Raw genomic sequence first — 14,847 nt, 5'->3', positions numbered from 1 at the left:
CGCTCACCACAACGTATCGGTTGTCAGGCTATTGTGGCTGCACACACTCCAACGCCCGATCCACCACCCCCTTCGCCATCCCCACCAAATGCATCACCGCCCGCTGCTGCGCGCTCAGCAACTCAGCCGAATCCTGCACCGTCTCCACCGCGCAATGCAGCAAATCCGCCGCATGGGCGAGGGCGTCTTCGAAGCTCAGGTTGTCATTCAGAATGAAATGGGGCGCATCCGGGGCGCAGGCTTTGATGCAACTGACGCCATCGCCGGCAAGCCAGCGATGGCGGCGGTTCAGCCACCATTTTTCCCATTGCCCTCCAACTGCCCCAACGGCACCCGCCGCTCTATCGCGCTCGACAAAATAATCGAGGTCTTGCTGAACCCGAACTTCGCCACGCGGTTGATCAAGCTCTCCAGCTCCGGCATCGACCCCACCGCTGCCTGCATGATCACGCACGGATCGCCGGTCACCCGATGGCACTCCGTCAATTCAGGGATTTCCGCCAGCGCGTCATACACCTTCTGGCTGCCGTGATTGGTCAACCGCAGCTCAATCACGCACTGAATCGGCAAGCCCACTTTGGACAAGTCCACCTTGGCCTGATACCCGGTGATCACGCCACTGGTCTCCAGCTTGGCCACGCGCTCGGCCACGGCGGGGGCGGAGAGGTTTACCGTGCGGGCCAGTTGCGCGTAGGACGCGCGGCCGTCTTCGAGCAGAGCGCTGAGGAGCATGCGGTCGTATTTGTCCATGATAAGGCTCCGGTTGCGCGTGACTTTCGAAAGCACGGTTTATAGCCTTCACAACCATACTTTGAAAAGTGTATTGGCGTTTTAAACAGGTTTTGTAACTTATGTTTAACGACCTGTCTTTTTAGAATAAGCCTCCCATCTCCTGCCATAGAGCCGCCCAATGCCTGGCCCACGTCGCTTTCCCTTACCGTTGATCGCCGCCTTTTTTGCGCTGTATGTGATCTGGGGTTCCACCTATCTGGTGATTCGCATCGGCGTGGAGTACTGGCCGCCGTTGTTGCTGGCGGGGATTCGGTTTTGCACGGCCGGGGCGTTGATGTATGGCTTCCTGCGCTGGCGTGGCGTGCCGGCGCCGACGTGGCCGCAGTGGAAAGCAGCCGGGATGATTGGTCTTTTGCTGCTCACCGTGGGCAATGGCGGTGTCAGCGTGGCGGAACACATGGGCGTGTCGTCCGGCGTGGCGGCGCTGGCCGTGGCGACGGTGCCGTTGTTCACCTTGCTGTGTGGGTATTTCTGGGGCGCGCGCAACACTCGCTTGGAGTGGGCGGGGGTGATTCTGGGGATCATCGGCATCGCCATGCTCAATATGGGCAGCACGTTGCAATCGAGCCCGATGGGTGCTGTGTTGCTGTTGGTGGCGGCGGCTTCCTGGGCGTTTGGTTCGGTGTGGAGCCGGCAATTGCCGTTGCCCCAGGGCGCCATGGCCAGTGCTGCGGAGATGCTGGTCGCCGGCGTGGCGCTGTTGTTCGTCAGCGCGCTATCCGGTGAACGCCTGCAGGCCGCGCCGCCGCTGGAAGGCTGGCTGGCCCTGGCCTATCTGACGGTGTTCGGCTCGATCATCGCCTTCAACGCCTATATGTACCTGCTCAAGCATGTGCGCCCGGCGGCGGCCACCAGTTATGCCTATGTGAACCCGGCGGTGGCGGTGTTACTGGGGATTGTGTTCGTTGGCGAGACCATCGGTTTGGAAGAAGCCTTGGCCATGCTGGTGATTATCAGCGCCGTCCTGCTGATCAGCCTGCCCCAGTGGCGCAAGCCGAAGGCGGAAATAAGGTAAACTGCGGCGCATTGCGACCTTGCGCTGAATTTTTCCTACGGTAAACACATGACTTTCGCCACCCTTGGCCTGATCGAACCCTTGCTGCGCGCCCTTGAGACGCTTGGCTACCAGACCCCGACGCCGGTGCAGGCGCAAGCCATTCCGGCGGTGCTGGCCGGTCGCGACCTGATGGCCGCGGCCCAGACCGGCACCGGCAAAACCGCCGGTTTCGCCGTGCCGTTGTTGCAACTGTTGATGATGGAAGGGCCGAAAGTCGCCGCCAACTCGGCACGCGCGCTGATCCTGTGCCCGACCCGCGAGTTGGCCGAGCAGGTGCACGCCAGCGTCGCCGAGTACGCACAAAACCTGCCGCTGACCACTTACGCGGTGTACGGCGGCGTGAGCATCAACCCGCAGATGATGAAGCTGCGCAAGGGCGTCGACATCCTGGTCGCCACCCCTGGCCGCCTGATCGACCTGTTCCGCCAGAACGCGCTGAAACTCAACCAGCTGCAAACCCTGGTGCTGGACGAAGCCGACCGCATGCTCGACCTGGGCTTCTCCGAAGAGCTGGCGAACATCTACCGCATGCTGCCGAAGAAGCGCCAGACCCTGTTGTTCTCCGCGACCTTCTCCGATGAGATCCGCACGCTGGCCGGGCAGATGCTCAACGACCCGCTGAGCATCGAAGTCAGCCCGCGCAACGTCGCCGCCAACACCGTGAAGCAGTGGGTGGTGCCGGTGGACAAGAAGCGCAAGCCGGAGCTGTTTGTGCACCTGATGCGCAAAGGCCGCTGGAAGCAGGTGCTGGTGTTCGCCAAGACCCGTAACGGCGTGGATGCGCTGGTGGATAAGTTGCAGGGCCTGGGCATCAATGCCGACGGCATCCATGGCGACAAGCCGCAAGCCACGCGCCAGCGTGCGCTGGACCGCTTCAAATCCAGCGAAGTGCAGATCCTGGTGGCCACCGACGTGGCGGCCCGTGGCCTGGATATCGAAGACCTGCCGCTGGTGGTCAACTTCGACTTGCCGATCGTGGCCGAAGACTACATCCACCGCATCGGCCGTACCGGGCGTGCGGGTAACACCGGGGAAGCGATTTCCCTGGTGTGTGCCGATGAAGTGAACATGCTGTCGGCCATCGAAATGCTGACGCGTCAGACCTTGACCCGCCACATGGAACAAGACTTCGAACCGGAACACCGCGTGCCGGACACCGATGCCAGCGGGCAGGTGGTGAAGAAACCGAAAAAACCGAAGAAGCCTAAAGCGTCGGGTGGGGGCGGTAAGCGCAACCTGGGCAAGTGGGTGGACAGCGGCGACGTCGCGCCGGCTGAGCCATCGATCAAGCCGGTGCGCAAGGTGCCGGTGTTCAATACCGGGCCGCGTAAGAAGAAGTAAGTTTTTCAGCGCTGCTGATGGCCTCTTCGCAGGCAAGCCAGCTCCCACATTGACTGCATTCCAACTTTGGAACTCGGTTAAATGTGGGAGCGGGCTTGCCCGCGAAGGCGGCTCGGAATTCACCGCAAATCTCAGCGGTGAAGCCACTCCAACATCCCCCGCCCAGCCGCTCTGCCACTGGCAAAACACCCGGTCAACAGATACCCGCCCGTTGGCGCTTCCCAGTCCAGCATCTCCCCCGCACAGAACACCCCCGGCAATGGCTTGAGCATCAATCGCTCATCCAGCGCCTCGAACGGCACGCCGCCCGCGGTGCTGATCGCTTCATCCATCGGCCGGGTCTTCACCAGGGTCAAGGGCAGCGCCTTGATATCCACCGCCAACTGCGCCGGATCATTGAAGTGGTCAGCCGGCGCCAGCTCGCGCAGCAGTGCGGCTTTCACCCCATCCAACCCCAATTGACTGTGCAGATGCTTGCTCATCGAGCGTGAGCCACGCGGTTTCGCCAACGCGGCCTGAACCTTGTCCAGCGGCTTGCTCGGCAGCAGGTCGATATGCACGGTGGCCGAGCCGTCCCTGTTGATCGCTTCGCGAATCGGCGCCGACAGCGCGTAGATCAGGCTGCCTTCGATCCCGCTGGCGGTGATGACGCATTCACCCAGCCGAGGCTTGTCTTCCCCTAAACCAATGGCGACGTTTTTCAACGGCGCGCCAGCGAATTTGCTGACCATCAACTCGCTCCAGGCCGACACCTCGAAACCGCAGTTGCTCGGTTGCAGCGGGGCGTAAGGCACGCCTTTGTCTTCCAGCAACCTGAGCCAGGCGCCGTCAGATCCCAACCGTGACCAACTGCCGCCGCCAAGGGCCAGCAGCACGGCGTCGCTGTGGACAGTTTTTTCGCCTTCGGGGCTGTGGATAAGTAAGTCGCCCTCGGCATTCCAGCCCAGCCAACGATGACGGGTGTGGATAACCACGCCTTGGTCGCGCAGGCGCTTGAGCCAGGCGCGCAACAGGGGCGCGGCTTTCATGTCGGTGGGAAACACACGACCGGAGGTGCCGACAAACGTTTCGATGCCCAAGCCATGAATCCATTCACACAACGCCTCAGCCCCGAAACTACGCAGCAACGGCGCCATGTGCGGCGCACGTTCGGCGTAGCGTGACAGGAATGCCGGGTACGCTTCGGAGTGGGTGATATTCATGCCGCCCACGCCGGCCAGCAAAAACTTGCGCCCCACCGAGGGCATGCCGTCGTACAGGTCCACCCGCACGCCCGCCTGGCTCAGGACTTCGGCGGCCATCAGCCCGGCAGGGCCGCCGCCGATAATGGCAACGTGGGAAGGAGCAGTAGCGGACATCGGCAGGCCTGGTCAAAAACAAAGGGCGCCCATTGTAAGCAATACCGTGCAATTGTGGTGTTGTAGTGAGCGGGCTTGCCCCGCGCTGGGCTGCGCAGCAGCCCCCAAAAAGCCGCCGCGTCTTCTCAGAAAGAACGCAGTAGCAGGTTTTGGGGCCGCTGCGCAGCCCAGCGCGGGACAAGCCCGCTCACCACAGGGAGAGGTGTTGCCAGGCTTGGTCAGGCAAAACCGGTGTTGGCGTACGGTGGGTATTCATCCTTGCGGTCGGCGTCGGTGATCGGGCCGCCGGTGAGGCCATATTTATCCAGGGTCGGTACCAGGTTGCCAAAGAACGCGTCCTGTTGTTTTTCCCGCTTCACCACCTCGATGATCGGAAACACAAAGCTGGTCACGATGCCCAGACCGGCGGTGGCCCAACCCAGTACGCCGGCGAAGGTCCCCGCGATGGCCGCCGCATCGGCAATGCCGAACAGACCCGCGCCGCCTTCGATGATCGAGGCGACTGCCGCGCCGGTGCCCAGGGCGCCGCTGGTGAGGGAGAAACCAGCGTTGAGTTTATCCCCGGCAAACGCGCTGTTGACCCCGCTGATCAGGCCGAACACCCCGCCGATAAAGCTGCCGCTGCCGCCGACGATCTTGCCCAGGTTGCCCAGGCGGTTGAGGCCGTCGGTGTTCTGCACCATTTTGCCGGTGGGGAAGTCGCCGATCCCTTGGGGTTTGTTCGGGTCGATCGGGGTGGGTTTCCAGGTCATGCCGTAGCCGGCTTCCTTGGCGTACTTGGTGCCGCCCTCGGTAATCAGGCCGGCAAACTGCATGCCCGCCGCCACGCGCCCGGCGTTATCCGCCGGGCTGTTGCCGCCCGTGGCCGAGCGCGCCGCCAGTACGCCGCCGGCCAGCAAGGCGCTGCCGATGTGCAGCAGGCCTTGTTTGTACGAATCGCTGGCGTTGAGCTTCAGCCCGTCCACGGCCTTGGGCAGTACGTCGCTGATCTTCTGGCCTTGACGGTTCACGTCCCACATCGAGCGGATCAACGAGATCACGTCCTGTGGCTTGATCTGCGCGCCCGTGGCGTCTTTGAACATCTCCGGGTCGTCGGCCATGGCTTTCTCGATGATGGCCGTGGTCTTGGCTTCGTCGAAGTTGCCATTGGCATCGCCGAACGCCCCCTTGAGCACGTCGTCGTTGGCGCCGTTGACCAAGGAGTCGGACACCGCCTGGTTGACGTACTGCTGCACCGTCGATGAGTCCTGGGCCGAGACCTTGTCACCGAGGAATTCCTTGAGCAGCTCGGCGTGGGCGGCGTACTGGCCGATGGCGGTCATCGGGTCGGCATTCGGCTGGGCGAGGGCGTCTTCCAGGTCCTTGCCGTTGAGGATGTGGTCTTTGAAGAACTGCTCGATGTCCCCGGACTTGCCGGACTTTTGCGCGATGACACTGAGGTCCACATGCCCATCGCCGCCCAATGCCAGGTCGGTGAGGGTGGCGTCGGTGCCGGCCAGGCTCAGGGCGTCCATGAGCGACAGCGGTTTGCCATCAGCCCCTTTGGTGTTCAGGGCGGTGTTGAGCACATTGCCGCTGTTGATCTGGCCGTCCTGGTAGGCCTGCAGTTCATGCTTGATCGCCGGGTCGCTGTTGACGATATCGCGCATGCCGGACGCTTGGTTTTGCGAGAGGAAGGTCTTCACATCCGGGTCACTGGACAACTTGCCGATGGCGGCATCGAGCTGGTCGGTGACCTTGGATTTGGTCGGGTTGAGGTGGTATTCGGTGTCCGCCGTAATCCCCGCATACAGGTCGCCGTCGCCCACTTTGTCGCTGGCGGCCATGCGCGCGCGGGCGTCGCTGATTTCCATCATCACGGCGGCTTTGGTCTTGCCGTCGTAGTTCTCCGGGTGTTCGAGCACGTCCTTGGTCAGTTTGGAGGTGTCGACGTCGGCCACCGAGCTGCGTACCGCGGCGTTGCTGAGCATCATCAACACGCCGTGGTCGTCCTTGGGCGCCTGGTTTTCCAGCCACGCGCCGATGTTTTTCTGTTGGGTGATGCCGTCGGCCTTGGCGGTGGCGGGCAGGTCGCCGGCCATGTCGAGGGTGCGCAGCATGCCGGGGGTGGACCAATAGCCTGCGGCGCCGGTCAGCTCGGGGCTCAGGCCCGAGTCATCCTTGATCGCCTTGAGGTTGGCGGTGTTCAGGCTGCCGTTGTTGGCGCGCTGGTTGGGGCCCTGCATTTCCGGGCCGGCGCTGCTCACCAGGGAAATATTGGCCATGACGATGGCGGCGGACTTGGCGTTTTCCTTGGCCAGACCGGTGGCGTCTGGGTTCTTGCTGAGGAAGGTGCTGTAGGACTTCGAGGCGGCTGACAGATCCTTGTTCGATTGGCTGATGAACTTATCCACATCCGCGTGGGTAATCACCCCATCGCTTTTGCCCAGGCCGCCGCTGTCGAGGGCGTTCATCAGGCTCGGGCTGCCGGCCAGGTACTTGAGGCAGGCCTGGGCTTCGGGCGGCAGGTCGGCGGGCGGGTTGGAGAAGTCGATGGGGCGGTCGTGCAGGCCCCATTTGTCCCAGTTGTCGCTGAGCATTTTCGAGGCGGCGCGCGGACGGTCGAGATCACGCTCTTCCTGGGTTGGCGTGCCGCTGGTGTTGCCGACGATCTTGTCCCAGTCCTTGGCGCTGGCGTACTTGGAGTTGTCGATCCAGTTGGTGTCCACGGCGCCGTCGACGCCAAAGATACCGTTGGATTCTTTCACCACCGAGGCGTACAGGTCGGGGCTGATGGCCTGGGACACGATGACCTTGTCGCCGGAAGCTGTTTCGTAGCGGATCAACCCGTGGCCGAGTTCTTCCGGTGTACCCACCAGGCTCACGCTGCCGGCTTCATCGGCGCCGGCCAGGCGATAGCCTTCATTCTTGCTGTCGTTGATCAGGCCCCAGGTTTCGCCGTCGGACTTAACCTTTTCGTACAGGTCGCTGTTGGTTTCCTTACTAACGACGACCTTGTCGCCTGACAGAGTTTCGTAACGAATCATCCCTGGCCCCACTTCGTCCGCCGGGCCGATGCCTTTGTAGGTGTCCAGGCCCGGCGCGGTGTCGCCGGCCTGGGCGATGCGGTAGCCGTCGGCCTTGCTCTTGTTCAGCGCGTCCACGGCGTCGACTTTGCCGGCCATGCCGTCGAACAGGTAAGGGGTCATCTGCTTGATAATGATGATGTCCTTGCCGTCGCGGGTTTTCAGCTCCAGGACGTTGTCGGAAATCTTGGTGATGCTGGCGATGTTGGCCAGCGGCACGCCGGTGTTGCTGATGTCGGCCAGGTTCGGGTCGTCGAGGCGCTTGATCGCCTCTTGGTCGCCGGTGGCTTTGACGTCAGCGATTTTCTTGTCCTTGGTGTTGTCGGTCACCGCCAGGACTTTGAAATCACCGGGGTGGGCGGCTTCCTTGAAACCGGACACGGCGCGGGACATTGCTGCGTCAAAGGTGGCGGCGACTTTCTTCAGGGCGTCGTCATTACTGGGCGTCGTGCTACTGCCGATCTTGTAAGTTGCCATCGCGGGGTACTCTGAAAGCGGGAGAGGCCTTCAGGTTGACGACGGCGTGCGGCAGTTTTGTTGCAAAACGGCCGCCGACGCTAAGTTCCACAACGTTTCACGGCTGTGGAAAAGTATCTGGTCAAAAAACGTACAGTTTCTTACAGGCCATACGGCTAATGGCTTTCAGGCCCTTACGCTCAAGTTATCCACAGGTGGTTCCACAGGGATTGTGGGTAACGCCCACAGTTTAATGACAACCTGATGACGTCCACACCCGTTGCGCACTGTGGTGCAGGATGCCATGGCGGCGGGCGAGGGCGGGGCGGTCCTTGCTGTAGCCGCCGCCGATCACGCCCATCACCGGGATGTTTCGGCCCAGGCAGTGGCGCATCACGCTTTCATCGCGGGCGGCGACGCCTTGGTCTGTCAGCTTGAGGTAGCCGAGGGCGTCGTCCTTGTGCACATCGACGCCGGCGTCGTACAGCACCAGGTCGGGTTGGTACAGCGGCAGCAGGTAGTTGAGGGCGTCGTCCACCACCTTGAGGTAGTCGGCATCGCCCATGCCCATGGGCAGCGGAATGTCCCAGTCGCTCTGGGCCTTGCGCGCGGGGAAGTTCTTTTCGCAGTGCAGCGACACGGTGATAGCGTCTGGCGTGTCTTGGAGGATGCGCGCGGTGCCATCGCCCTGGTGCACATCGCAATCGAAGATCAGCACGCGATTGACCCGGCCGCTGGCCAGCAGGTAATGGCTGATCACCGCCAGGTCATTGAAGATGCAGAAGCCTGCCGGGTAATCGTAGTGGGCGTGGTGCGTGCCGCCGGCCAGGTGGCAGGCCAGGCCGTGCTCCAGCGCTTGTTCCGCCGCGAGTATCGAACCGCCCACCGCCCGCACGGTGCGCCGGGCCAGGGCTTCGTTCCAAGGCAGGCCGAGGCGGCGCTGGTCTTCGCGGGACAATTCGCCGCCCATGTAGCGCTCGATATACCCAGCGTCATGGGCCAGGGCCAGAATCTCGGGTGGGCAGAGTTGTGGGCGCAGCAACTGGCTGTCCTCGGTCAAGCCACTGTCCACCAGGTGGTCGCGCAACAGGCGGAATTTGTCCATGGGGAAGCGGTGGTCCGCCGGGAACTCGGGGCTGTATTCATCGTGGTAGATCAATGGCAAAGGCATAGGATTTTCTGACGGGAACCTGCGACGGATCTTAACAGCGCTGTACACTCACGCACATGGCAAGGGAGGGGACCCATGGAGCCGATACTGGAATTGGAAAGCGCACGCCTGGTGCTGCGCCAATGGCGCGACAGCGACTTGCCGGAGTTTGCGCGCATGTGCGCCGACCCGCAGGTGATGCGTTATTTCCCGGCCAAGCTGAGTCACCTGGAAAGCGCCGCGTTGATTGGCCGCATTCGCGGGCACTTCGCCGAATATGGCTTTGGCCTGTGGGCGTTGCAGCGCAAGGACACCGGGGAATTCATCGGCCTCACCGGATTGCTGAATGTCAGCTTCGAGGCCGACTTTACCCCGGCGGTTGAAATTGGCTGGCGCCTGGCCCGCGAGCACTGGGGCCTGGGCTATGCCAGCGAGGCCGCGTGGACCGCGTTGCGCTGTGGGTTTGATCGTTTGAATTTGGACGAAATCGTCGCCTTCACCACGGAAGCCAATCTGCCATCACAAAAAGTCATGCAAGCCATCGGTATGCATTACGATCCGCTGGCAGATTTTGAACACCCCAAGGTCGCAGCCTATGACCCGCTACGCCATCATGTTTTGTACCGCATCACCCGCGCCCAATGGTTGGACACGCTGCACGGATAGGCAGCCCGGAATGCCCCGTAGATTTTAGGAGTTGCTCTATGAGCCAAGTATTGGAAGATCTGGTGGACTTGCTGACCCTGGAGCCGATCGAGGAAAACCTCTTTCGCGGCCGCAGCCAGGACCTGGGTTTTCGCCAGCTGTTCGGCGGCCAAGTGCTCGGCCAGTCGTTGTCGGCTGCCAGCCAGACCGTAGAAGAAGCGCGGCACGTGCATTCCCTGCACGGTTACTTCCTGCGCCCCGGCGATGCGAAGTTGCCGGTGGTGTATTCGGTGGACCGTGTGCGTGATGGCGGCAGTTTCAGCACGCGCCGCGTGACCGCGATCCAGAAGGGCCACCCGATCTTCACGTGCACCACCTCGTTCCAGTACGACGAACAAGGCTTCGACCACCAGACCACCATGCCCGTGGTAGTGGGCCCTGAAAACCTGCCGTCGGAGCTGGAGCTGACCCAGCAACGCGCACACCTGATCCCCGAGCACATGCGCGACAAGCTGCTGTGCCCCAAGCCGATCGAAGTGCGCCCGGTCACCGAAAAAGACCCGTTCAACCCGCAGCCGTCCGACCCGGTCAAGTACGTGTGGTTTCGCGCCGACGGCGCACTGGCTGATGCGCCGGCGCTGCATAAATACCTGCTGGCCTACGCCTCGGACTTCGGCCTGCTGACCACCTCCTTGCTGCCCCATGGCAAGACCGTGTGGCAGAAAGATATGCAAGTCGCCAGCCTTGACCATGCGCTGTGGTTCCACGCCGACCTGCGTGCCGACGACTGGTTGCTGTACGCCATGGACAGCCCATGGGCCGGCAATTCCCGTGGTTTCTCCCGTGGCAGCGTGTACAACCGTGCCGGGCAACTGGTGGCGTCGGTGACCCAGGAAGGCCTGATTCGCCATCGCAAGGATTGGGCATGAGTCTGTCGGACATCAAACACTGGGTGTTCGACATGGACGGCACCCTCACGATCGCCGTGCATGACTTCGCGGCCATTCGCGTGGCCCTGGAGATTCCGCCCGAGGACGACATCCTCACTCACTTGGCGGCGTTGCCTGCCGATGTCGCGGCGGCCAAGCATGCCTGGTTGCTGGAGCATGAGCGCGAGTTGGCGCTGGGTTCAGTTGCGGCGCAAGGCGCAGTCGATCTGGTGCGCGAGTTGGCCGGGCGTGGTTACCGCCTGGGCATCCTGACCCGCAATGCACGCGAGCTGGCGCACGTCACTCTGGACGCGATCGGCCTGGCGGACTGCTTTGCCATCAAGGACGTGTTGGGGCGTGATGATGCGCAACCCAAGCCCGACCCGGATGGCTTGCTGAAGCTGGCGGCCGCTTGGGACGTGGCGCCGAGTGAGATGGTGATGGTCGGCGATTACCGCTTCGACTTGGACTGTGGCCGAGCGGCGGGGGCGCGCACGGTGTTGGTGAATTTGCCGGAGAATCCTTGGCCGGAGTTGGCCGATTGGCATGCTGAGGATTGCTCGGTGTTGCGCCGGATGATTTAGATCGGTCTCTGACGATTCAATGTGGGAGCGAGCAAGCCCGCTCCCACCGTTTTATTTCCGTCAGTTATTGGACGAACAACACCCGCTGGCCTTGCGGTGACGTAAACATCCCATCCCCGTTATGCCCCACCCCCGGCACCTCGACCAACGTGTGGCTCAACTGCGGATGACGCTGCTTGAGGTAGTCAAAATAGTTGTGCCCGCGAATCAGGCGATACGCGCCCTGGGTCTCGGCTGCGCAGCTTTTATCCAGCGCCGGGTGGTTCGGATCGGTGTCTTGCTGGCCCAGCAAGTAGGTGATGTTGCGTGATACATATGCCTGTTCCAGCTGCTCGGCGCTCTGCCCCTTGGCGTAGGCCGGCAGGTTTTGCAGGCCGTACTTCCAGTCGTTGAAGCCTGGGCAACTGGCCGTGTCGAATTTCACCGGGCGCTGTGGGGTGAAATAGGCGTAGGAGGATGGATTGGCCACTACGTAGCGCAGGCTGATGCCTTCGGTCTGCAGGGTTGGGTGGTCGTGTCCGGTGAGCGCGAAACGCTGCACCACCTGGCCGCCGCCGGAGTGACCGGCGACCACGATTTCCTTGAGCGCCGGGAACAGCTTGCGGTTGCCTAAGTGCTTGATGATCTGGTCGAGAGCGCCATAGGAGCTGATCTGCCCCGGACCGGTGGAGGGTTCGCCGGCCATCCAGTCGTTGCCATTCCAGTGCAGCAGCTGGTTGTCCAGGTGGTTACGCTTCACGTCGGATTCATTTAGAAACTGCGGCGCAATCACCAGTGTATGGGCGGCCTGGCCCGCATGCTCGGCGGCGTCTTCACCGCTTTGCAGGTAAGTCTGCGCATTGCGCAGGCGACCATGCACGATGATCAAGGCGCGGGTGACCTGGGGCAGCGGTTTATTCCAGTCCTGGCTTAAACCCAGACTGAGGTCGCCGGCCTCCAGGTGGAAACGATCGGGACTGACTTCTTTTACGCCATGCTCTTTTACGACAGGCTCGGCGGCCAAGGCGGAACAGGTGACCAACAAACCCAGCAGCAATCCCAATCGTTTATTCATCTAAAGACTCTTGGCGGTAAAAGTGTCGCATTGAGTGATCTGGCCCTGGGCGAAGCCGGTCTTGAACCAGCGAACCCGCTGTGCCGAGGTGCCGTGGGTAAATGAGTCCGGCACCACGCGCCCCTGACCCTGTTGCTGCAAGCGGTCATCGCCGATGGCATTGGCCGCATTCAGTGCTTCTTCAATGTCGCCGGGTTCGAGCCAGTTCAGGCGCTTTTGCGCACGGTTGGCCCATACCCCGGCAAAACAGTCGGCCTGCAGCTCCTGGCGCACCAGCAGGCCGCCTTCGCCTTGCATCTGCCGGCCTTGCTGGCGCGCCGCCTGAATCTTCGACGAGATACCCAGCAGCGTCTGCACGTGGTGCCCGACTTCGTGGGCGATCACGTAAGCCTGCGCAAAGTCTCCGGCGGCCTGGAAGCGTTGCGACATTTCCCGGAAGAAATCCAGGTCCAGGTACACCTGCTGGTCAGCCGGGCAATAAAACGGGCCGCTGGCCGAGGTGGCCCCACCGCAGGCGGAGTTCACCCGGCCGCGGAACAGAATCAGTTTCGGGTTCTTGTACGCCAACCCGTTTTCCTGGAACACCTGGCCCCAGGTGTCTTCGGTATCGCCCAGCACCGCGCGGACAAAATCCGCTTGCTCATCGTTGGCCGGCGGCGCCTGGCGCGATTGCGTGCTCACCGACGGCGCCTGTTCCATCTGGCCGGTCAACTGACCGAGGATCTGCAAGGGGTCCTGGCCGGTCAGCCAGCCGATGCCGACGATCAGCACAATGGCCGTCAGGCTCAGGCCCTTGCCGCCGCCAAAGCGCATACCGCCACCGCCGCCGCCACTGTCATCGCGGGCATCCACCACGTTGTCGCTGCGTCGGCCTTTTTTCCATAGCATGGGGCAATCCTCTCGGTGAACGGTCCTACATTGATTGGGAAAGAGTATGGCCGTTAATCGCGGCAATAACCTTCGCCGGTATCGACAATCAGGCAATCCTTTTTATCCGCCAACCATTTCAAACCGGTGGCTTCACCGTTGCCGGCACTCAGTTGCTGGGGGCCGTCCGGGCGGGTAAAGGCGATGCCGTCTTCGTTGGCCTCACCCTTGAAGGTGCCGGCGTCGTCATCATCAAGGCCGTATTTCATCGTCAGCAGGTAGTGACCTCGGCCGATGCTGTCGTCCTTGGCGATGGTCAGGTAGAGGCCTTCGACGCCGATCCATTTGCCGACCCATTTGTCGGTGGGCGGGGTTTGCGGCACCAGGGTGGCTTTTACGGAAGCCGGCGCGGGTTTGGGCGCTTCCTTGGTTTCCTGATTGCAGGCGGTGAGCAGGGCAAGGGCAGAAAGAGCAAAGAGGATTTTTTTCATAGCAGCAAGGCCTTGGTTGAAAAGTGTACAACTGGACGGTCAACGTGCAGCGTTGGACTCGAAACCGGTGATTTAGTGCGCTGTTCGCACGGTGTTTGGTTATGCTCTTAGAGCAGGCTCCGACCCGGCTGCTAGATTACCGGGTTGAGCTCGACCGCGCGCCACACACGAGAATCCGATGACCGTCAGTACCCCTTTATCCGGCGTCAACCATCCCTTCAAGGGCATTTTGCTGATTGTTTTGGCGACGTTTCTGTTTTCCAGTCACGACGCCTTGTCCAAATACCTGGCGGGGTTCTACCCGATCGTGATGGTGGTGTGGGCACGTTACTTGGTGCACACCTTGTTGATGGCCGGGATTTTCCTGCCGCAGTCAGGCTTGCGCGTGCTGCGCAGCAAGCGACCCGGGATGCAGGTGGTGCGGGCGCTGTGCCTGTTGGGCACCAGTCTGTTTTTTACGGCGGCGCTGCATTACATCCCGCTGGCGGAAGCCACTGCGGTGAACTTCCTCGCGCCGATCCTGGTGACGGCGCTCTCGGTGCCGCTGCTCGGTGAACACGTGACTCGTGGCCAATGGCTGGCGGTGATCTGCGGGTTTGTCGGCGTGCTGATCATCATCCACCCCGGTGGCGAACTGTTCACTCCGGCGGTGTTGCTGCCGCTGTGTTCGGCGCTGTTCTTCTGCTTCTACCAACTGCTCACGCGCATTCTCAGCCAGTACGATACGCCCACCACCAGCAACTTCTTTGCTGGCCTGTGCAATACCTTGGTAATGAGTGCGATGGTGCCGTTCTTCTGGCAGATCCCCACGCTATGGCATGGCGCATTGATGCTGGCGCTGGGCACCTGTGGCATGACCGCACACTTGATGCTGACCCAGGCGTTCCGCTTCGCGGCGCCGGCCTTGCTGGCGCCGTTCGGCTATTGCCAGATCGTGTTCGCGGGGTTGTTGGGCTGGCTGGTGTTCAACCATACCCCCGATGTGACCACGGTGGTCGGCATCGGGGTGATCTGCATGAGCGGGCTGGCCGCTGCCTGGCAGCAGCGGCGTAGGTAGA

The 14,847-nt window shown here is 62.1% G+C and carries 13 protein-coding genes and 1 pseudogene; 6 read left to right on the top strand and 8 right to left on the bottom strand.

The window, feature by feature from the left end; genetic code table 11:
* Window positions 1-28: 28 nt before the first annotated feature.
* Window positions 29-247, bottom strand: a pseudogene (locus U367_RS01000000130200) (DUF6124 family protein); the annotation flags it as partial.
* 41 nt (window positions 248-288) lie between these two features.
* Window positions 289-750, bottom strand: coding sequence for an Lrp/AsnC family transcriptional regulator (locus U367_RS0117885; RefSeq protein ID WP_028618046.1), 462 nt, complete (start codon window positions 748-750; stop codon window positions 289-291).
* Between the two features lie 160 nt (window positions 751-910).
* On the opposite strand from U367_RS0117885, the gene yedA reads away from it, so the two are divergent.
* Window positions 911-1,807: a drug/metabolite exporter YedA gene (gene yedA, locus U367_RS0117880; RefSeq protein WP_016976726.1), complete on the top strand. Its 897-nt coding sequence runs from the start codon at window positions 911-913 to the stop codon at window positions 1,805-1,807.
* Window positions 1,808-1,855: 48 nt separating this feature from the next.
* Window positions 1,856-3,190, top strand: coding sequence for a DEAD/DEAH box helicase (locus tag U367_RS0117875; protein WP_028618045.1), 1,335 nt, complete (start codon window positions 1,856-1,858; stop codon window positions 3,188-3,190).
* A 131-nt stretch (window positions 3,191-3,321) separates the two neighbouring features.
* Here the strand turns inward: U367_RS0117875 and U367_RS0117870 are convergent, their stop codons facing one another.
* The 3 genes from U367_RS0117870 to U367_RS0117860 all read right to left on the bottom strand — a co-directional run bounded on the left by U367_RS0117870 (window position 3,322) and on the right by U367_RS0117860 (window position 9,240).
* On the bottom strand, window positions 3,322-4,548 hold the full coding sequence (locus U367_RS0117870) for a TIGR03862 family flavoprotein (protein ID WP_028618044.1): 1,227 nt from the start codon (window positions 4,546-4,548) through the stop codon (window positions 3,322-3,324).
* Between the two features lie 218 nt (window positions 4,549-4,766).
* Window positions 4,767-8,090: a type III effector HrpK domain-containing protein gene (locus U367_RS0117865; protein ID WP_028618043.1), complete on the bottom strand. Its 3,324-nt coding sequence runs from the start codon at window positions 8,088-8,090 to the stop codon at window positions 4,767-4,769.
* Between the two features lie 229 nt (window positions 8,091-8,319).
* A complete protein-coding gene (locus U367_RS0117860) occupies window positions 8,320-9,240 on the bottom strand; it encodes a histone deacetylase family protein (RefSeq protein WP_028618042.1) in 921 nt (306 codons plus the stop codon).
* 75 nt (window positions 9,241-9,315) lie between these two features.
* On the opposite strand from U367_RS0117860, the gene U367_RS0117855 reads away from it, so the two are divergent.
* Genes U367_RS0117855 through U367_RS0117845 form a run of 3 tightly spaced genes read left to right on the top strand, consistent with a single transcriptional unit; the run spans window position 9,316 to window position 11,377 of the window.
* Window positions 9,316-9,885, top strand: a complete 570-nt coding sequence (locus tag U367_RS0117855) for a GNAT family N-acetyltransferase (protein WP_028618041.1) — start codon at window positions 9,316-9,318, stop codon at window positions 9,883-9,885.
* 38 nt (window positions 9,886-9,923) lie between these two features.
* Complete coding sequence (gene tesB, locus U367_RS0117850) at window positions 9,924-10,793, top strand: acyl-CoA thioesterase II (RefSeq protein WP_025858197.1); 870 nt, start codon at window positions 9,924-9,926, stop codon at window positions 10,791-10,793.
* On the top strand, window positions 10,790-11,377 hold the full coding sequence (locus U367_RS0117845) for an HAD family hydrolase (RefSeq protein WP_028618040.1): 588 nt from the start codon (window positions 10,790-10,792) through the stop codon (window positions 11,375-11,377). Before tesB ends, U367_RS0117845 begins: the two co-directional genes overlap by 4 nt.
* A gap of 64 nt (window positions 11,378-11,441) precedes the next feature.
* Here the strand turns inward: U367_RS0117845 and U367_RS0117840 are convergent, their stop codons facing one another.
* The 3 genes from U367_RS0117840 to U367_RS0117830 are packed head-to-tail and all read right to left on the bottom strand — an operon-like array spanning window position 11,442 to window position 13,789.
* The gene (locus tag U367_RS0117840) at window positions 11,442-12,431 is read right to left on the bottom strand and encodes a hypothetical protein (RefSeq protein WP_028618039.1); all 990 of its coding nucleotides are present in this window, start codon (window positions 12,429-12,431) and stop codon (window positions 11,442-11,444) included.
* Window positions 12,432-13,319 (bottom strand): KPN_02809 family neutral zinc metallopeptidase, encoded by an 888-nt coding sequence (gene ypfJ, locus U367_RS0117835; RefSeq protein ID WP_028618038.1) that lies wholly within the window; start codon window positions 13,317-13,319, stop codon window positions 12,432-12,434. It abuts the gene before it with no gap.
* 53 nt (window positions 13,320-13,372) lie between these two features.
* On the bottom strand, window positions 13,373-13,789 hold the full coding sequence (locus U367_RS0117830; RefSeq protein WP_028618037.1) for a lipoprotein: 417 nt from the start codon (window positions 13,787-13,789) through the stop codon (window positions 13,373-13,375).
* Between the two features lie 178 nt (window positions 13,790-13,967).
* Between U367_RS0117830 and U367_RS0117825 the strand changes: the two genes are divergently transcribed.
* On the top strand, window positions 13,968-14,846 hold the full coding sequence (locus tag U367_RS0117825) for a DMT family transporter (protein ID WP_016976739.1): 879 nt from the start codon (window positions 13,968-13,970) through the stop codon (window positions 14,844-14,846).
* The last annotated feature ends 1 nt before the right edge of the window (window position 14,847 follow it).

The sequence above is a fragment of the Pseudomonas canadensis genome, assembly GCF_000503215.1.
In the GTDB taxonomy this organism is placed as follows: Bacteria; Pseudomonadota; Gammaproteobacteria; order Pseudomonadales; family Pseudomonadaceae; genus Aquipseudomonas; species Aquipseudomonas canadensis.
The sequence above is the reverse complement of the archived record's forward strand: the minus strand, read 5'-3'. Positions and strand labels throughout refer to the sequence as shown.